17 protein-coding genes and 1 tRNA gene are annotated in these 18,700 nt (G+C 58.3%); 9 read left to right on the top strand and 9 right to left on the bottom strand.

The window, feature by feature from the left end:
- Window positions 1-62 precede the first annotated feature (62 nt).
- On the top strand, window positions 63-2,216 hold the full coding sequence (locus ACVWZ1_RS05365; RefSeq protein WP_457502758.1) for a M48 family metalloprotease: 2,154 nt from the start codon (window positions 63-65) through the stop codon (window positions 2,214-2,216).
- A gap of 309 nt (window positions 2,217-2,525) precedes the next feature.
- Here the strand turns inward: ACVWZ1_RS05365 and typA are convergent, their stop codons facing one another.
- The 4 genes from typA to glpX form a co-directional block, all read right to left on the bottom strand.
- The gene (gene typA / locus ACVWZ1_RS05370) at window positions 2,526-4,343 is read right to left on the bottom strand and encodes a translational GTPase TypA (RefSeq protein WP_414387766.1); all 1,818 of its coding nucleotides are present in this window, start codon (window positions 4,341-4,343) and stop codon (window positions 2,526-2,528) included.
- 168 nt (window positions 4,344-4,511) lie between these two features.
- A complete protein-coding gene (gene psb30 / locus ACVWZ1_RS05375) occupies window positions 4,512-4,619 on the bottom strand; it encodes a photosystem II reaction center protein Ycf12/Psb30 (protein ID WP_011433833.1) in 108 nt (35 codons plus the stop codon).
- A 107-nt stretch (window positions 4,620-4,726) separates the two neighbouring features.
- Entirely contained in the window at window positions 4,727-6,022 is a 1,296-nt protein-coding gene (locus ACVWZ1_RS05380) for a glutamyl-tRNA reductase (protein ID WP_457502760.1), read from the bottom strand.
- 326 nt (window positions 6,023-6,348) lie between these two features.
- The gene (gene glpX / locus ACVWZ1_RS05385) at window positions 6,349-7,392 is read right to left on the bottom strand and encodes a class II fructose-bisphosphatase (RefSeq protein WP_457445091.1); all 1,044 of its coding nucleotides are present in this window, start codon (window positions 7,390-7,392) and stop codon (window positions 6,349-6,351) included.
- A 259-nt stretch (window positions 7,393-7,651) separates the two neighbouring features.
- Between glpX and ACVWZ1_RS05390 the strand changes: the two genes are divergently transcribed.
- Window positions 7,652-7,927: a DUF1830 domain-containing protein gene (locus ACVWZ1_RS05390; protein ID WP_011433830.1), complete on the top strand. Its 276-nt coding sequence runs from the start codon at window positions 7,652-7,654 to the stop codon at window positions 7,925-7,927.
- Between the two features lie 58 nt (window positions 7,928-7,985).
- On the opposite strand, the gene ACVWZ1_RS05395 is transcribed toward ACVWZ1_RS05390, so the two are convergent.
- On the bottom strand, window positions 7,986-8,252 hold the full coding sequence (locus ACVWZ1_RS05395) for a hypothetical protein (protein ID WP_414409136.1): 267 nt from the start codon (window positions 8,250-8,252) through the stop codon (window positions 7,986-7,988).
- 164 nt (window positions 8,253-8,416) lie between these two features.
- Between ACVWZ1_RS05395 and ACVWZ1_RS05400 the strand changes: the two genes are divergently transcribed.
- Entirely contained in the window at window positions 8,417-9,025 is a 609-nt protein-coding gene (locus ACVWZ1_RS05400; protein WP_011433828.1) for a peroxiredoxin, read from the top strand.
- A gap of 234 nt (window positions 9,026-9,259) precedes the next feature.
- Here ACVWZ1_RS05400 and ACVWZ1_RS05405 read toward each other — a convergent pair whose 3' ends face one another.
- Window positions 9,260-9,685 carry a photosystem I reaction center subunit II PsaD gene (locus ACVWZ1_RS05405; protein WP_011433827.1) on the bottom strand — a complete coding sequence of 142 codons (426 nt, stop codon included), beginning with the start codon at window positions 9,683-9,685 and terminating at the stop codon, window positions 9,260-9,262.
- 242 nt (window positions 9,686-9,927) lie between these two features.
- Here ACVWZ1_RS05405 and ACVWZ1_RS05410 point away from each other — a divergent pair, with 242 nt between their 5' ends.
- Both ACVWZ1_RS05410 and ACVWZ1_RS05415 read left to right on the top strand, forming a co-directional pair.
- Window positions 9,928-10,791 (top strand): arginase family protein, encoded by an 864-nt coding sequence (locus ACVWZ1_RS05410; protein ID WP_457502762.1) that lies wholly within the window; start codon window positions 9,928-9,930, stop codon window positions 10,789-10,791.
- Between the two features lie 41 nt (window positions 10,792-10,832).
- Entirely contained in the window at window positions 10,833-11,471 is a 639-nt protein-coding gene (locus tag ACVWZ1_RS05415) for a class I SAM-dependent methyltransferase (protein ID WP_457502764.1), read from the top strand.
- A gap of 77 nt (window positions 11,472-11,548) precedes the next feature.
- Here the strand turns inward: ACVWZ1_RS05415 and ACVWZ1_RS05420 are convergent, their stop codons facing one another.
- Window positions 11,549-12,064, bottom strand: a complete 516-nt coding sequence (locus ACVWZ1_RS05420) for a TIGR02652 family protein (protein WP_457502765.1) — start codon at window positions 12,062-12,064, stop codon at window positions 11,549-11,551.
- 301 nt (window positions 12,065-12,365) lie between these two features.
- On the opposite strand from ACVWZ1_RS05420, the gene rimP reads away from it, so the two are divergent.
- From rimP to ACVWZ1_RS05435, 3 genes are all read left to right on the top strand, one after another.
- Window positions 12,366-12,836: a ribosome maturation factor RimP gene (gene rimP, locus ACVWZ1_RS05425; protein WP_457502767.1), complete on the top strand. Its 471-nt coding sequence runs from the start codon at window positions 12,366-12,368 to the stop codon at window positions 12,834-12,836.
- Between the two features lie 135 nt (window positions 12,837-12,971).
- Window positions 12,972-14,345 (top strand): transcription termination factor NusA, encoded by a 1,374-nt coding sequence (nusA, locus tag ACVWZ1_RS05430; protein WP_457465807.1) that lies wholly within the window; start codon window positions 12,972-12,974, stop codon window positions 14,343-14,345.
- A 293-nt stretch (window positions 14,346-14,638) separates the two neighbouring features.
- Window positions 14,639-16,255, top strand: a complete 1,617-nt coding sequence (locus ACVWZ1_RS05435) for a B12-binding domain-containing radical SAM protein (RefSeq protein ID WP_457502768.1) — start codon at window positions 14,639-14,641, stop codon at window positions 16,253-16,255.
- A 6-nt stretch (window positions 16,256-16,261) separates the two neighbouring features.
- Here the strand turns inward: ACVWZ1_RS05435 and ACVWZ1_RS05440 are convergent, their stop codons facing one another.
- Window positions 16,262-16,780, bottom strand: coding sequence for an inorganic diphosphatase (locus ACVWZ1_RS05440; RefSeq protein WP_457502778.1), 519 nt, complete (start codon window positions 16,778-16,780; stop codon window positions 16,262-16,264).
- Between the two features lie 296 nt (window positions 16,781-17,076).
- Window positions 17,077-17,148 (bottom strand) — tRNA-Asn (locus ACVWZ1_RS05445).
- A gap of 224 nt (window positions 17,149-17,372) precedes the next feature.
- On the opposite strand from ACVWZ1_RS05445, the gene yidC reads away from it, so the two are divergent.
- Window positions 17,373-18,563, top strand: coding sequence for a membrane protein insertase YidC (gene yidC, locus ACVWZ1_RS05450; protein ID WP_457502769.1), 1,191 nt, complete (start codon window positions 17,373-17,375; stop codon window positions 18,561-18,563).
- Window positions 18,564-18,700 lie beyond the last annotated feature (137 nt).

Consider the following 18,700-nt stretch of genomic DNA (forward strand, 5'->3'; position numbering starts at 1 on the left):
AGGGGAGCAGATGGATCCAACCGATCTCCAGAAGCAGACCCTACCAGGCAAGGAGCAAGCCGATGATCCCCGATGCCGTCCAGGCGGGCAAGGAAGCCCTGCGGCAGGGCCGCCTTCAAGAGGCCATCCAACTTTTTGAAGGCTACCTGGCCCAATCCCGTCAGCAGGACAAAGCATTAGGGATCCCGGCAGACTCATCTGACGGCGAAGCCCTGGAAGCCCAAATGAACCTGGTGCGGGCCTACCACCAGTTGGGCCAGACGGAGAAGGCACGGTCCCTCTGCCTAGAGCTGCTGCAACACCCCAACCCCCAGGCGCAAGGCTGGGCCAAGAAGATCTTGCTTCGCCTGCCCACTGCAACAGAGTCCCTGGCTGCTCCGTCCGCCAAACCTGTCGAACCGCGTTCTGCTCCCCCAGAGGAGCCGTCTCCTGGAGCGGGATCCCTGTCCACCCGTCAACGGGCCGCCCAACTGGGTATGAAGATCCCCCTGCCGGAGCGGGCCGGCCCCCTGCATTGGGCCAAGTGGGGATCCCTGGGGGTGGGCATTGTCTTCCTTTGGTGGCTGAGCTTTGTGTTGGTAGGCAGCCATCTGGATTTTGGCCGGCTGAGTTTTCCGCGGCAGCTTTGGTTTTTGCAGGGGTTGCTGCCCTGGCTGCGCAATGGCCTGCGGTGGTTGGTGGCCGGCAGCCTGGCGGTCAACTTTGGAGTAGGCCTTCTCTTTTTTGCCCCCTGGCTGATGGATCAGCTCCACCAACGGCTGCACAAGTTGCGTTGGGCCAGGCTTGGCGAAATCGAACGCCACAGCCCCGAAACGGCGCGCCTGCTGCAGCGCATCTGTGCCCAAAACCAGCTAAAACAGCCCCGACTGGGGGTGATCCCGGATGCTGGGCCGCTGGCCTTTGTTTACGGCACTTTTTCTGATGGCTGCCGCATTGTGGTCACCAAAGCCCTGTTGGAGCAGCTTGCTGAGGATGAAATTGCCGCAGTCTACGCCCAAGCCCTGGGGCGAATTGTCAACGGAGATATCCTGGTCATGACCCTGCTGGGATCCCCGATTCAACTGGTTTACCTGGCCCTAGAGCAGGTGAGCCAACTGGGAAGCAAACGGCGGGATCTCATCGGGCATGTGGCCCCGCTGCTCTACCTCATCTACACGGTGCTCTCCTACCCGCTGTTTTTCCTCTCCCGCCTGGGCACCTACCATGCCGACCATTTTGCTGTAGAGGCGACTGGCAACCCGAACGGGCTGATTGCTGCTCTGCTCAAATCGGCTGCTGGCCTGCAGGAGGCCCACAAAAACGACCGCCGACCTTCCTCGCTGTTGCACTGCACCCGCCTGTTCAGCTTTTTGGACTTCAAAACCATCGCCGCTGCCAGTGCTGCCGCCCGCCTCCAGGATCCCTCCCAAGCTGGCCAAGTCTTTCTTTGGGATCAGTTCAACCCTTGGGCCCGCTGGATGCAGGTCAATTCCAGCCATCCGCTGCCGGGGCACCGCTTCAAGGTCTTGGCGGGATATGGAGAGCGGCTGCGCCTCCTGCCGGAGCTGAGCCTGGGATCCGGGTCCAAATTGGATGTGGCCCGCCTGCAAAGCCGGTTTTGGCTGGATCTGGCCATCTATGCAGCCGAAGTGGTCGGGATCCTCATTGGCTGGCTGGTGGGGCTGATCCTCTACCTGCTGCTGCAAAACCGTCTCGATCCCAAGGTGATCGCGGCAGCAGCGGTGGTGGGCTACGGGGTGGGCTTGTGGGCCAAAGCGGGGTTAATGTACGGGGGATCCCTGCCGGCAAGGCCGACGGATGTGCTCAGCTTGCTGGCGGATCCCGACGCGGATCCCCGCCGCGGACAATGGGTGGAGCTGGAGGGGGAGTTGGTGGGACTGGGCCCCTCCGGCTATCAACTGGGGGCAGAGCTGAAGCTGCAAGAGGCCACAGGGCTGATCCCGGTGCGCTTTACTTCCCCTTTGGGGCCGGTGGGCAATGTCTTTTCCGGCCTGAAGCGGATCCGCGCCCTGGTGGGCCGGCGCGTCAAAGTGGTGGGCTGGTTCCGCCGCGGCAATACTGCTTGGGTGGATCTGGCCTACGTCCAGGTGGGATCCAATAAGCTGCACAGCCGACCGCGCCTTTGGCTGGTTGTGTTCGGCTTGGGAGTCATCCTGCTGGGGATTTGGGGGGCGTTCTATTTCCCCAACTTGGCCTCTTACCTGCGGCGGTGGTGAGCCAGGCTCTGATACATTTACGCTGAACACTGCTGAACATCACTGTTCAACTATGCAGCGATAGCATTCTGTTTGTTTCCAACCAGAATGGCGGTATCCCGCAAAGCTTTGAGTAGAATACCCAAAGCGCAGTTTCCGTGTCGTCTTACTACCAATTTTCTGCTTTGCTTTGGCTACCATGTTGGCAGACTCGAAAGTAAACAGAAAGATCAACTGGTAGTAATCCGTACTGAACATATTATACATTATTTTCAGTATAGTTGAGCTTATTATTGACTAGAGTCATGCTCTTCCAGTTGGCTGAGAAAACTAGCGGCGAGAGGGCGTTAACTGTGCCTTGCGCAGGCGCACCGACTGGGGCGTGATCTCCACCAGCTCATCCTCGCCGATGTATTCCAAAGCCCGCTCCAGGGTCATCTCCACCGGCGCTTGCAAGTGCACCAGCTCCTCCCCGCCCGCAGCCCGGTGGTTGGTCAGTTGCTTGGTCTTGCAGACGTTCAGCTCCAAGTCTTGGGGACGGTTGTGCTCGCCCACGATCATGCCCTTGTAAACGCGGGTACCTGGCGTAATAAAGAATACACCTCGATCTTCCGCATTCTTGAGGGCATAGGTAGTGGCCACCCCTTCTTCAAAAGCAATCAGCACCCCGTTGCGGCGCATTTCCATCTCAGAGGTCAGGGGACGGTATTCCAAAAAGCTGTGGCTCATGATCCCCTCGCCGCGGGTGATGCGGATAAACTCCCCTCGAAAGCCGATCAGCCCTCGCGCCGGAATGACAAACTCCAGCTGAGCCCGACCATCGGATCCCACCATCATGTTTTGCATTTCTCCCCGCCGTTGCCCCAGCCGCTCGATGCAGGCCCCCACCGTCGCTTCCGGCACATCCAGCACCAAACACTCGTAGGGCTCATAGGGCTGGCCGTTGACCTCGCGGAAAATCACCTTCGGTTGCCCCACCTGAAACTCATAGCCTTCCCGCCGCATGGTTTCTAGCAGGATGCCCAGGTGCAGCTCGCCTCGCCCCGACACCAAAAAGCGATCCGGCGAATCGGTTTCTTCCACCCGCAGCGCCACGTTGGTTTCCAGCTCCCGCATCAGGCGCTCCCGCAGTTGCCGCGAAGTTACAAAAGTACCCTCTTGCCCGGCGAAGGGGGAGTCGTTGACGCAGATCATCACCTGCAATGTGGGCTCGTCCACTTTGATGAGCGGCAGAGCCTGGGGATTCTCGGGAGAGGTGAGGGTGTGGCCAATGTTGGCCTCGGCAAACCCCGCCACAGCAACAATGTGGCCGGCGGTAGCTTCCGTCAGCTCGATGCGCTGCAGGCCCTGAAAGCCGAACAGCTTGGTTACTTTGCCCTTGGCAATGGATCCATCCTCTTTCACCACTGCCAATGGATCCCCCAGACGGATGGTGCCGTTGTGGATCTTGCCGATCACGATCCGGCCCAGGTATTCCGAATACTCCAGCGTGGTGACCTGCAGTTGCAGCGGCTTGCCGGGATCCCCAATGGGAGGTGGGACATGCTTGAGAATGGCCTCGAAAAGAGGCTTCATATCCAGGGATCCGCTGTACTTCCCTTCCAGAAAGTCTTTGAGATGGGCTTCTTCCAGGGCAAAGCCGCGCAACCCAGAGGCAAATAGATAGGGGAAGTCGCACTGGTCTTCGTCTGCCCCCAGCTCCAAGAACAAATCCAGCACCTTGTCGACGGCTTTGTAGGGCTCGGCGCGAGGCCGATCAATCTTGTTGACCACCACAATTGGGCGCAGGCCCTTCTCCAAGGCTTTGCGCAGCACAAAGCGGGTTTGCGGCATCGGGCCTTCGTTGGCATCCACGATCAACAAGCAGCCCTCCACCATCCCCAGCACCCGCTCCACCTCGCCCCCGAAATCGGCGTGGCCAGGGGTGTCGACGATGTTGATCAAGGTTTCGCCGTAGCGGACGGCTGTGTTTTTGGCCAAGATGGTAATGCCCCGCTCCCGCTCCAGCGTGTTGGAGTCCATCACACAGGTGGGAATGTCTTCCCCCTCCCGAAAGATGCCCGCCTGGCGTAACAGGGCATCCACAAGGGTAGTTTTGCCGTGGTCGACGTGGGCGATGATGGCAACGTTGCGGATGGGGAGTGACATATTAACCATTGACCAGCAGGATGTCGCCCTACAAGCAGGAGTGCCCTAGGGATTTCTTTACAACTCTAACGCAAAGGAGCGTTACGTTGCTAAACACTCCTGGCTTTGGGCTTAGCCCCAGCACTCCCAAAGGGTTATCCCGACTGCCTCAATATCCAGAGGGATCCCCTACATATCGGCGCCGCGCAGATAGAGCAGCAGGATGACCGCCGGGCCTGCCAAGACAATCAAGGCCAGCAGGGCCAACTGCACAAAAACTTCGTATTGTCCGAACATAATCCCAGATCCTGTGGCTTACGCTTTGTATCCTAAGGGGTGCCCTCCACCCCAGATGGGAGAGCTGTTACAATTCTTCAAGTCATGCGCTCTTCGCCAAGGGATCCCTAGCGCTCCTGCTGGGCTTGAAACACCACCGGATCCAGGTTGAACAGTTCCTGCAAGATCCGCATGGCTGCCCGCCGCGCCTCAATATCCCGTTTGGCCCGCAGTTGCACCATCGGGTCGTGCAGGATCTTGTTGACGATGCCGCGGGTCAAGGCGTCGATCACCTCCAGGTGCTTCTCGGCAAAGTCCTTGCCCAGGCGGGAGAGAGCTTTTTCCATCTCCTGCTCGCGGATGGACTCCACCTTGTGGCGCAGGCTGGAAATGGTGGGCACCGTCTCCAGAGAACGCCACCACTCCATGAATTGATCCACCTCTTCTTCCACCAGGGCTTCGGCAGCCAGAGCCAGCTTTTGCCGTTGGGCGCGGTTTTCTTCCACGATGCGGGAGAGGTGATCCACATTGAACACCTGTACCCCCTTCAGCTTTTCCACATCGGGATCGATGTTGCGGGGCACAGAGATATCCACCAACAACAGCGGCTGATCCGGCTGCAGCACCCCTGCCAGTTGCTGGTAGTTCAGGATCGGCTGGGTGGCGCCGGTGCTGGTGAAGACCAAGTTGGACTCGGCCACACTGTTCAGCAGCGACTCCCAAGGCAGCACCTGGATCGGCTGCTCAAATTGCTTGGCCAGGGCTTCGGCTCGCTCCAGGGAGCGGTTCACCACCGTGATATCGACTGCCCCCTTGGCCAACAGGTGCTGCACCAACAGACGGGCCATTCTCCCCGCCCCCACCACGGTAACTTTGCCCTGAGAGAGGGATCCCTGCTCTTGCAGAGCCAACTCCACCGCTGCTGAGCTGATGGACATGGCGCCGGTGCCGATCTCCGTTTCGGTACGGACGCGCTTGCCGGCGGTAATGGCTGCCTTAAAAAGGCGATTGAGGATGCGATCCATACCGTTGCAGGCTTGGCCCAGCTGCTGGGCTTTTTTTACCTGCGAGAGGATCTGCCCTTCTCCCAGCACCAAGCTATCTAGCCCGGCAGCCACCCGCATCAGGTGGGTTACCGCATCCTGGTAAAGAAGGGTAAACAGGTGCGGACGCAGTTGGGGCAAGGGGATCCCTTTCAGCTCAGCCAAGAACTGCATCGTCTGCCGGACACCACTCTCCATTTCTGAGGTGACGATGTAGACCTCCAGCCGGTTACAGGTGCTGAGGATCGCAGCCTCCTCAATGTGGGGGTGGGCGCGAAGCTGCTGGATCGTCTCTCCCACCTCCGCCTCCGCGATGCTGAGGCGCTCCCGAATCTCTACGGGAGCTGTGCGATGGCTAAGACCGACAACCGCGATAAACATGCCTCTCCGTCGTCTGTACAGCAACAGCAAAAGTTATTAAAAACAAAAACTCTGAACAAAAGCAAATATTGTTTCAGAGAGAAAGCAAGAGCTGTGACCGATACGAGGGGATCCCTTGAGTCGGTTCCAGCGAGCTTAGGTAACTTTTCTCAGCCTACCTAAACCCTAAAACCAGTATCGAACCGGTTTTGCAGGATTTTGCTGAAGAGTTATTACGTTTTTGCGGGTTGGGTCTTGATAGATTTCGTAACTTTCCCAAAAAGGCAAGGGCGACCTTCACCAGGGGAAAGCCGCCCCGATCTGCGAGGATGTTAGATAGGGATCCCTTAGCGCAGCTGCAGTCCGCGGGGCTGCTGGCCGTCTTTCATGTGGATGGTATCCACAAAGCGCACCGTGCGGGATTGGCTGGAGATCACCAAGGTCTCGGTGCGGGCCCCGCCCCCGAAGAAGCGCACCCCGCGCATCAAGTCGCCATCGGTGATCCCGGTGGCAGCAAAGAGGACTTCCTTGCCACTGGCCAGCTCCTCACACTCCCACACCTTGTCGGGATCCTCGATGCCTTTTTCTTTGAGTTCCCGTCGCGTTTCCTCCACAGGTGGCAAGTAGGTGCCTGCCTGAACCACCTCGGGATCGTAGATCAGCCGACCTTGGAAGTGGGCGCCCAAGCACCGCAGAGCGGCTGCCGAGATCACCCCCTCAGGAGCAGCTCCGATCCCCATCAGGGCATGAATGCCGGTGCCATTGAAGCCTGCCGAGAGAGCCGCCGAGATGTCGCCATCGGTAATCAGCTTCACCCGCGCCCCCGCCTCTCGAATTTGGCGAATCAGATCGAGGTGGCGCTTGCGATCCATGACCACCACCGTCAGATCCGACACCTCCCGATCCAGGCTTTCGGCGATGATCTTGAGATTTTTCTCTGGCGGATAGTCGATGTGCACCTTGCCCTTGGCCTGGGGCGGAGCTGCCAGCTTCTGCATGTAGATGTCCGGGGCATGGAGAAGGCCACCTTTCTCAGAGATGGCCAGCACCGCCATAGAGCCGTTTTGGCCTTTGGCCACCAGGTTGGTGCCCTCACAGGGATCCACAGCAATATCGATCTCCACCAGCTCTTCCACACGGCAGAACTGCTCAGCATCCGGGTGGGTACAGATGCCCACTTCTTCGCCGATGTAGAGCATGGGGGCCTCATCGCGGGTTCCTTCCCCGATGACGATGCGACCGCGCATAGGGATCTGGTTGAGTTTCTCCCGCATGGCCTCTACAGCCACCTGGTCGGCGGTCTTGTTGTCCCCTTTGCCCATCCAGCGGGCGGCGGCAATGGCAGCCTGCTCCACGACTTCGATGATCTCTAGCCCCAACTTGTTGTCCACGATGTGCCCCCTTGCTGATCTCGGAATGGTGAAGGCCAACTTAAGGATATCTTCAGACTCTTCCCCTCAGTTTACCAGGGCAGGCTTCTCCTCGGGATCCCATTCTCTCAACCCCAATAAGCTGAGAGAACAAATCTCCCAAAGCCAGTCAGGAAGGGCGATCCCCGTCTTGGCAGCTTACTATTGCCGCTTGGGGATCAGGGATGGTAGCCTATTTTAAGGGCAATAAGTTTTTCTTAACACCATTAAAAAAAACGCAATGAAAAGATACGCTTTTGTCAACCGTTCCGGACAGGTTCAGGTGATCCGCACGATCCCCGGCCACTGGGAGCGCACCCTCTTTCCCGGCCAGCAGGCGATTTTTGAGGCGGAGCCGGACGACTATCTGGAAGTCTACAGTTGCTGCTGCTCCACCGCCATCCTGGAAGAGCGCCGCCTCTGTCGCTATCTGGTGGATTCTTCCTCGCCTGAGGTTGACCTCTACCTGTGGTCATCTTCGCAACGGGGAACTCTGGCGGATGCGTTGAATGGTTGACAGGCTCTAGCGGCTGGCTGCCCCATAGGGGCAAGAGGACTGGGTTTGCCCAGGATAACTAGATTGGGGATCGCTTCTCCTGAGGCCGATCCCCGGATTTTTCAGAGGGCGGATGCGGATCTGGAGAAGGGGCATCGGGGGGACGGGTCAGGCAACTGCCCCGCGCAGCATTGCGAAAGGTATCGATGCGCTCCACGCAATTTTGATGGCCGCAATAGGGGCAATACAGGCGATCCCCAGGTTGGGGCTCCACATCGGCCTGGCTCCACCACCGCCGACAGCGGTCACAACAAAAGTGATAGAGGAACTCCAGCGCCACTCTCATGGGATCCCTTGCAGAGCTGAGCCGATCAGCATGGAAAAATGGGCATTATCCGGATCCCGGCAGTTGGGATCCGTCGCTATCTATCGAGTTAAGGCAGAGTCATTATGAGTATGGTATGTTAGGTTTGGTTTACATTTGCACTTTACCGCAAGGAGCGTTGATTGATGTCTCAGGAAGGATGCCTGCGAGTGGGGCAGCCCGCTCCCGATTTTTCCGCCACCGCCGTCTATGACATGGAATTCAAGACGGTGAAGCTCTCCGACTACAGGGGTAAGAAGTATGTGGTGTTGTTTTTCTACCCCTTGGACTTCACCTTTGTCTGCCCAACGGAGATCACGGCCTTCAGCGACCGCTATGACGACTTTGCCAAGCTGGATACCGAGATCCTGGGTGTTTCAGTGGATAGCGAATACTCTCACCTGGCCTGGATTCAAACCGACCGCAAGGCTGGAGGGGTGGGTGAGCTGAGGTATCCTCTGGTCTCTGACCTGAAAAAGGAGATCAGCGCTGCCTACAATGTCCTGGATCCGGAAGCGGGTGTGGCGCTGCGCGGCCTGTTCATCATCGACAAAGAAGGGATCATCCAGCACGCCACCATTAACAACCTGGCCTTTGGCCGCAGTGTGGATGAAACCTTGCGCACCCTGCAAGCCATCCAATACGTGCAATCTCACCCCGATGAAGTTTGCCCGGCCAACTGGCAGCCCGGCCAGAAAACCATGCACCCCGACCCGGTGAAATCCAAGGAGTTCTTCGCGGCGATTGCCAAGTAGTCTGGCCCAGATCCTGCCTCAGGGATCCCGGGCTTTTTCGGGTATGGCTCCAGCCCCGGGTGGGCTGGGGCTTTTCTTCGCCAGGGGCAGCCCGACTCTTCCCAAAAGGGACAAGCAACAGCAGAGGGGCTGGGGGTGAGGGCCGTCGGCAACCGCTCCAGAACCAGGTGCCCGCGAACAAATAAAGATCCCCTGAATTGACCAGGGGATCCGACAAGACAAGGGCCGCTGGACTTAGTCCCAGGGTTTCCCGCCGGTGAACTTGTAGGTAATCGGCTCCTTGTTTTTGCCGATGTTGCGATCCACTTTGCCGACGGGCTCACGGCCTTCGTTGACCTTCTCGGGAAAGACGCCGTCTTTGGGATGCACCAACACAGGCTCCCCCCCCGCGGGAATGCGGAAGATCTGGTAGTCGTTGATCTTGTAGTCGGATCTCAACTGGGCACCCAGCGCCAAACACTGCTCTTTGCGGGCAAAGGTGAGAAAGTTTTTGCCTTCCACCATCTCAGCAGCGCCGCCAGTGGGCATTTCAAACACCTGCCCCGGCTTGCCCGTCCAGGTAATGACGTATTTTTCTTCGGTTTCGGCTGCGCTCAACAGCCCTCCGGTGGATCCCCCAAATAGAGGCAGCTTTGCTCCCTGACGAGGATCGCCTTCCATCACAGCCATAGCCTACCTTACTCAACTCGTTGTGGTTTGCAGTTGCTTGCCCTGTCTAAACCGCGTTTGCGGCGCGGAGCACTTTGAATCTACCATCGACCCGATTTTTGACCGCAGCTCCGCCTGGGATCTGTAATCTTTCGTAGCAGACCGGCTTGCTCTCGGACGGATCCCTGGGCGCCCTGTAGGCCACCATAGAACAAGCCGGAGACCCACAGCTTTCTGGAAAAGGAATAGCGCCCATGGCTCAGTGGTCACTCCATCCCAGCTCGCAATCCAATGCCAGGGTCATTCTCATTCCCACCGCCTTTGGCCACGATACTCAGGCTCCGATGGCCATTCTCAATGCCGGTTCGGAGCTGTGTGCCTTCGAGCCGAGGTTGGGGATCGATGTGGATAAGCTGGCGGTGGCGCAGTTGCCGGGGCTGGTGGATGAGCCTCCCTACGGCATGTGTGAGGCGGCGGTGACTCAAGCTTGGAGACGACAACAATGGCCGGTGCTGTTGCCTTCGGTCTTGGCCGCCAGTTGGGGGGCCATTCGTGCCCTCTGGAAGCACCACCCAACCCTGAGCGTGGTGCATTGCAGCGCTCATGCCAACCTGATGCCGCCCCCAGAGATGACCCAGCCGGATCAAGATACAAGCTATGGCAGTGCTGCCTGGGTGGAGTTGCTCTATCAGCACATGCTGCCGGTGATCCATGTGGGGTTGCGCAGCGGCAGTGCGCGCGCCTACGCATGGCTGAAAGCCCACCACAGCCCAATATTCTGGGCCCAAGATGGCTGGGATCCCCAGCAGGTGGTGGCCTCTTTGCCGGATCAACCGGTGTTTTTGGTGGTGGACTGCAGTGTGTTGGATCCTTCCTTGGCGCCCGCGGTGCATCACCCAGAGCCAGGGGGGGTGAGTTGGCCGCAACTGTTGCAGACCTGTGAGGCCATCTTTGCTGCTCGTCCTGTGGTTGGCCTTTCACTGGGAGGGGTGGCGGTGGGATCCGCAACGCGGCAAACCGCTCGTGTGGTGGCCCGCCTGCTCAATTGGTTGCTGGCCTGCTATGCCCTTCACTCCCTGAAGGTGACTGCTCAACCGCAACCTGTCCAGACGGTTTAAGCTGCTCAAAGATGAATGCCTGAATATCTGGGAATGGTTGCATGAACCTCTATCGCCGAGTGATCTTCCCGCAACTGTTGGATCTGGCCCTCTCGGGAGAACGGATAGAGCGCTATCGGCGGCAGCTTCTGGCCCATGTGCAGGGATCCGTTCTGGAGATTGGTTTTGGCACCGGCCTCAACCTATCCTGCTACCCAGAGCACATTCGAAAGATCACAGGGGTAGATCCCAATCCCGGCATGGGATCCCTGGCTCGTCGGCGCATTGCATCTTCTCCCATCGCCGTTGATTGGCAGGTGGCGGATGCCCAGGAACTGCCTTTTCCAAGCCAGAGTTTTGATAGCGTGGTCAGCACCTGGACATTGTGCAGCATTCCTAATGTGGCCAAGGCTTTGAGAGAGATCCGGCGGGTGTTGCGAGCGGGGGGCAAGCTGTTTTTTCTCGAACACGGCCTCAGTGAGGATCCCCAGGTGCAAAGATGGCAAAATCGTCTCAACCCCCTCCAAAAAGTGATTGCAGATGGCTGCAACCTCAACCGAGATATGGCCCGGTTGATCCGAGAAGCGGGGTTTCGGTTTGAGCAACTGGAGCGGTTTTATATGCCTGACCAGCCGAGATTCATTGGCTACACCTATCAAGGCATAGCGCTTCCCGCCGCGGAAGGAAACTTCCAGTTCTAGAAGACTTGAGCAGCCACCAATTTTCCAACAGCTCTCTACCTATTCGCCTTTCTAATCACACAGTCTAATCACACAGTCTAATCACACAGTTGCAGACGGGATTGCGGCTGCCGCATGGCCGGGTCGATCTCGTAGGTCAGCTCAAAGTTGATCACCCGCCAGCGCTGAGGGGATCCACCCCTATCCTCTGGGATTTGGGAGCTGAAGCTGACGGGCAAACCATAGAGGCGAGGTGGGCCGGGGCGACGGTGGGATCCCTGCTCCAGATAAGGGGTGAGCAGCTGGCGGTAGCGTTCGGCCACGATCACCTGAGTGGCTCGCATTCCTTGCATGCGCAGCCGATCCAATTCTTCATGAATCTCAAAACGGATCCCATCGGCGTGGGTGTGCTGACGAAACCAGCGACCTTCCCAAAAGCGCCAGCGCCGTCCGGATTGCAGGTGTACCAGCTCCTCTTCTTCAGCATCCGCCTCAAATGCACCATGGCGAGGGCAGAGGTAGGTATCGGTCAGGGTGAGGGCCGCAATCGTTTGCCGACAGTGGGGGCACTGAATGCTGGGGCCGAAGATCGGGTAGGAAAAGGCAACAGTCATAGGGAACCCCACAAAACGCGGCTGGATATCTGGGCAAATCCGCAGTTGTCCACATTATAGATGTTGCCTTTTGGGGATTCCCATGACAAAACCGGAGGAGATCTTCTAAATTAGGAGGTAGGGGGGATGCGCTCGAAGTCTGTACTGATTCTGGGCGAGCCTCAAGGAGCTCCGCGATAGCAACGGGGAGTGGGTGGTACCCACTTCTTTGCTTTTTGAGGGGGCTTACTGTCCCCTTTGCCAGCTCCGGCTCAAAGGGGTTTGGATCTGGCTGCAGCACCGGGTTGGTGACGAGTAGGTTATGGTTCACCCTCTTATTCCGCAGTTGGAGAGCTTGGCCCGTCCCTTGGCCGCTCAACTGGGATACCAGTTGGTGCAGATGGTTTTCCACACCAACCAGCATCCGCCAGTTCTGCGGGTGGATATCCGCCCACTGGATCCCGACCGAGAAACCAGCCATGCCGATTGCGAAGCCATGAGCCAAGCCTTAGAAGTCGAGCTGGATCGGGTGGATCTGATCCCCGGCCAGTATCTGTTGGAGGTGTCCAGCCCTGGCATCAGCAACCTTCTCACCAGCGATCGCGACTTTGTGGTTTTCAAAGGGTTTGCGGTGGAGGTGACCTTGGATCCGCCCTACAAGGGCAAAGCCGTCTGGTCAGGACACCTGCTGGGTCGGGATGAGGAGAGGGTTGCCTTATCTCTCAAGGGGCGGCGAGTCCAGTTGCCCCGCGCTTCGGTGCAGCGGGTTGCCCTCTCATCGGAAACTGACTAGGAGACCGGAGATAGAGAGAGCGTTTGACCGCAGGTGGTGCGGCCCTCCCTTCGCATCAGAGATGCGGGTTCAGTTCCCGCTGTGGAGCAATGGCAACAGCAAGTTTCACGAAGTTTGTGCAGGAGGACAGTGGTTATGGCGATGGTGCCTCTGCCGGGTTTGGCGGAAATGGTGGAGATGATCTCGCGGGAGCGCAACTTGCCCCGCCATGTGGTCACCGATGCTCTGCGAGAGGCGCTGCTCAAGGGCTACGAACGCTACCGCAAAACCATCCAGCGAGATGTGGTCTTTGCAGAAGACCACTTCCGCAATTTCGATGTGGAGTTGGATGTGGAGGCAGGAGGCTTTCGCGTTTTGGCCACCAAAGCCATCGTTGAGCAGGTGCAAAACCCCGACCATGAGATCTCTCTGTACGATGTGCAGCAGGATTACCCAGAAGCCGAAGTAGGCTGGGAAGTCACAGATGATGTCACCCCACAACAGGCGGAATTTGGCCGCATGGCGGCCATCCAAACCAAGCAGGTGCTGGCGCAAAAGTTACGGGATCAGCAGCGCCGTCTGATTCAGGAAGAGTTCCGCGATCTGGAAAAAACCGTACTGCAGGCACGGGTGCTGCGCACCGAGCGGCAGACGGTGATCATGTCGGTATCCAGCGGTTTCGGACAACCTGAGGTGGAAGCAGAACTGCCCAAGAAGGAACAGCTGGCCAGCGATCGCTACACTCCCAACGCGGTGATGAAGGTCTATCTCAAGAAAGTCTATGAGGGATCCCGGCGGGGGCCACAGCTTTTGGTTTCCCGGGCCGATGCTGGCTTGGTGGTGAACCTGTTTGCCAACGAGGTGCCAGAAATTGAAGAGGATATCGTGCGGATTGTGGCAGTGGCGCGGGAGGCCAACCCCCCTTCCCGAAATGTGGGGCCACGTACCAAGATTGCGGTCGATACGGTGGAGCGGGACGTGGATCCAGTGGGGGCCTGTATTGGCGCGAGGGGATCCCGGATTCAGGCGGTGGTAGCAGAGCTGCGCAACGAGAAAATCGATGTCATCCGCTGGTCGCCGGATCCTGCCACCTACATTGCCAACGCCCTCAGCCCGGCCAAGGTGGTGGAGGTGCGGCTAGTGGATCCGGAAATCCAGCAAGCTCATGTGTTGGTCAACAGCGACCAGCTCAGTTTGGCCATTGGCAAAGAGGGGCAAAATGTGCGCCTGGCAGCCCGCCTCACCGGTTGGAAAATCGACATCAAGGAAGTGGAGAGCTACCGCGCAGCGCTGGAGGAGGCCCAAGCGCAAGGGTTGCCCTATCCCTTCATCACTCCAGCGGCACTGGAGCGCTTCCGGCGGCGGGCCGAACGGGCTGCTCTGGGCCTAGAGGATGAGGAATACGAAGAAAAGCGCCGCTTGGAGGAAGAGGAGCTGGCGGGGGACGATAGGCTGGAGGAAGACTGGGCTGACGAGGACGAGGACTTCGACTACGACGCCGAGTTCGACATTGCCCAGCCGAAGGGGTAATGATATACGCTCTACCCTCACTTTGCCCGTACACTTTGCTCGTAGAGGGCGGCTTCTGCCGGAAGTCTGGGCTTTGGAATGAGTTTTGCTGCAGGGGATCGCGGTTGCACCGAGACCGCAATGGCGCATGTGGGGTTTTCCTGCCTGCTTGGGCAGAACTGCCCTGTTCCGGCAATCTGCATTGGTGAAAGATGCTAGCTTTTGTTAGCATGCAGGAGCCAAAAAAGTTCGGCAGGCAAATCAAAACTCTTCCGAGCCAGAACCTAAACCTCAATCCAACACAGCGGGATCCCTTGGCTAGTTCAGAGTTTGCCCTGGAGCAGTTGCTCTTTGCCCCGGCCACGCCCGACCCCGACGCAGTGCGGGTAATCTACGCCTTCCCCAACACCTACGCAGTGGGGATCACCAGCCTGGGCTATCAAGTCATCTGGAGTCTGCTGGCCAGCCGCCGAGATGTGGCCGTCTCCCGCCTCTTTACGGATCTGGCTGAACCCCTGCCCCGGGAGCCGGAGCTGTTCGGCTTTTCCCTATCCTGGGAGCTGGACTATGTTCATATCCTGGCTCTGCTGGAACGGCACGGGATCCCTCCCAGATCTGAGGAGCGGGAAGAAGCCCACCCCTTGGTCTTTGGCGGCGGCCCGGTACTGACAGCCAACCCCGAGCCTTTTGCTGAGTTCTTTGACCTGATCTTGCTGGGGGATGGGGAAGGTCTTCTGGAGAAGATGATCGAGGTCTATCGGCAGGTGCGCCAGGGATCCCGGGCTGAGCAATTGCAGGCGCTAGCGCAGGTGCCAGGGATCTATGTGCCCGGCTTGTATGAACCCCAATACCGGGAGCCCGACGGCCCGGTGGAGAAGGTGCTCCCCAAAGTGGCCGGGATCCCTAGCTCCATCCGCAAACACACCTTCCGCGGCAACACCCTCTCGGTTTCCACAGTAGTCACCCCCAAAGCGGCCTGGGAGAGCATCTACATGGTGGAGGTGGTGCGCAGCTGCCCGGAGATGTGTCGGTTTTGCCTGGCCAGCTATCTCACCCTGCCTTTCCGGGTGGCGGATGTGGAGGGGCATTTGATCCCGGCGGTAGAGCGGGGGCTGCAGGTCACTCAGCGGATTGGGTTGCTGGGGGCTTCTGTAACCCAGCACCCCCAATTTGAGCAGTTGCTGGAGCACTTGGCCCAGGATCGCTTCGAGCAGGTGCGTCTCAGTTTGGCCTCGGTGCGCACCGCTACCGTAACCCCACGTCTGGCGCAGGTACTCTCCCGCCGGGGCAGCCAGTCCATTACGGTGGCCATCGAAAGTGGCTCAGAACAACTGCGCCAGATCATCAACAAGAAGTTAAGCAACCCGGAAATCTTGGCAGCAGCAGCCCACGCCCAGGCTGGAGGTCTGAAGGGCATTAAGTTCTACGGCATGGTAGGGATCCCGGCGGAAACCCAGGCAGATCTGGAGGCCACAGTAGCCCTTTTCCAAGAGCTCAAAAAAGCGGCTCCCGGCCTGCGCCTGACGCTGGGGTGCAGCACCTTTGTGCCCAAAGCCCACACCCCTTTTCAGTGGTACGGAGTGGATCCCCAAGCCGAGAAAAAACTGCAGTTTTTCCAGAAACATCTGCGTCCCCTGGGGGTGGAGTTGCGCCCGGAAAGCTATAGCTGGTCGGTGATCCAAGCCCTCATCTCGCGAGGGGATCGGCGGGTGGGAAAAGTCTTGCAGTTGGCGCGGGACTTTGGGGAATCCTTGGGGAGCTACCGGCGCGCTTTCAAAGAGCTTAAAGGGCAACTGCCGCCCCTAGACTACTACGTGCACAGCCACTGGGATCCAGCGGATCCCTTGCCTTGGCAACACATCGAAGGGCCCCTCACCCCAGAGCGACTGTTGCAACATCGCCAGGAAGCTCTTTCTGTTCGTATCCCTTAGAAATGTCTATTGGGGTTGTTTGCAGGCCGCAATGCTGCTGGCAATAATCGCCTCGGTTTCGGCCAAGCCTTTCCAGCCCAAGATCTGGGTTTCTTTCTTTTCCAGGCGCTTGTAGGTGGCGAAAAACTCCGCAATCTCATCCAGGCGGTGCTGGGCGATGTCTTCCAGCTTGGTCACTGCAGCATAGCGGGGATCCTTAGCAGGCACACACAGCAGCTTCTCATCGGGATCCCCGCCGTCGATCATCTGCAACATGCCCAAGGGGCGCACCGTGACCACACACCCTGGGAAGGTGGGCTGATCCATGATCACCAAGCCATCCAAGGGATCCCCATCCCCGGCCAGCGTATTGGGCACAAAGCCGTAGTCGTAAGGGTACTGCACCGAGGAATAGAGCACCCGATCCAGCGCCATTGCTCCCATGTCTTTGTCGAACTCATACTTGTTTTTGCTGCCGCCGGGAATCTCAATCAAGAGGTTGAGCAAGCCGGGCTTGGGTTGGGCAGGGATCCGCGACAGGTCGATCACAGCAAGCACCCTCGGATTGGGAATAGACAGCCAGAGGGTATTCTGACATACTCCTTGCCCCAAAGGACAGAGACTCTTGACACTTGCCGGGAACAGTTCACGTCGGCGGGACGGAATCCTCAGCCAGCTTCCATTCTCTCCACCCACGTCTGGCTCAACGCTGGGAGACGCCCCATCCTCGGCAAGAGACTTGGTTTTTGTCTCCTCCTTTCGCTCAGCATGCTCAGAGCTGTCTTGGAAGGAGAGGATTCCAGATCCGGTTTTTTTGATCGACTTTGATCAGCTTGGACATACTCCCCGGGCAAGATTCGAACTTGCGACCAATCGGTTAACAGCCGACCGCTCTACCGCTGAGCTACCGAGGATCAAGTGTTTCTCATCATAGGGGAAAAAAGGACTGCTAGGCAACTGCCGGCGGGGGGTTCTTGTTGGGCCTTGGGATCCCTGTTCAGTGGAGCGGGCTTGATTTTGCTCAATTGCTCGCCTTTCTCAGGTCTATCTGACGGATCCAGGGGACAAACCCTGAAAACGCCCTCGTCAACCGAACGGAAGCCATTACAATGGTTACGGACATTTGCCAGCGCCCCTCATGGACTTCGGAGTCGGATTTCTCTCCAACAACGTCATGCTGCCGATCCTGGATTTTTTCTACGGGATCGTGCCCAGCTACGGACTGGCCATCATCTTCCTGACGTTGGTGATCCGCTTTGCCCTCTACCCGCTCAATGTGGGATCCATCCGCAACATGCGACGCATGAAGGTAATCAGCCCGGTGATGCAGCGGCGGATGCGAGAACTCCAGGAGAAATACCGAGACGACCCGCAAAAGCTTCGGGAAGCCCAGGCCAAGCTTTACAGCGAGCTGGGGGCCAATCCCTTGGGGGGCTGCCTGCCACTGCTCATTCAAATGCCAGTGCTGTTTGCCCTGTTTGCCACCCTGCGGGGATCCCCTTTTGCAGCGGTGACCTACGATGTCAACTTGCAGATCCTGCCGGCGGAAATGGCGGCTGAGGTGGTGCCCGCCCCCTACGTCAGCCCCAGCAAGAACATTTTTGTCACCGACTCTCTTCACAAGCCGGTGGTGCTGGTGGAGCCCAAAGGCACCAAGATTGCCGTTGGGGAGGAGGTGCAATTTCTGCTTCAAGGGCCGGGGGGCAAGCCTTTTGAGCAATTGGTGGCCGAAGCGGGCGGGGATCCCAGTCTGTTACAGCCCACCTGGAAGATCACCAAAGGGGAAGATCGTGCCCAGATCAAGCCGGATGGCACCTTGCTGGCTCTGCAGCCGGGGGATGTGACCGTGCAGGTGTCCATTCCCGGTTTGGCCTCTGACACCGGCTTTCTGTTCATCGACAAGTTGGGCCGTGTGGGGGCCTTCGACGAAGATGGCACCATCCACTGGGATATCATCGCCATGATCGTCATCTTTGGGGTGTCCATTTACCTGAACCAGTACCTAACCAATGCCGGACAGGATACCGGCAAAGAGGATCCCAGCCAGAGTTCCATGGCTCGCATCACCCCTGTGCTGTTCTCGGCGATGTTCCTGTTCTTCCCTCTGCCGGCAGGGGTTTTGCTCTACATCCTCGTCTCTAACATCTTCCAAACGGTGCAGACCTTCCTGCTCTCGCGGGAGCCGTTGCCGGAGAACTTGCAGCAATTGGTGGAAGAGGAGCGCCGTCGGGCTGCCCAGACGATAACGGTGGAGGCCAAGGAAGTGGAGAAATCGACCAAGCCCAGAGCAGCCAAGGAGGGACGGGAATCCTTGCCCTTTGAGCCCTAGGGGATCCTCGCTGTTGGGGTGGACTTGTGGTGGAGTGTTGATACCTGATACATTTACGCTGAACACTGCTGAACATCACTGTTCAACTATGCAGCGATAGCATTCTGTTTGTTTCCAAACAGAATGGCGGTATCCCG

Source organism: Thermostichus sp. MS-CIW-25 (assembly GCF_054060015.1).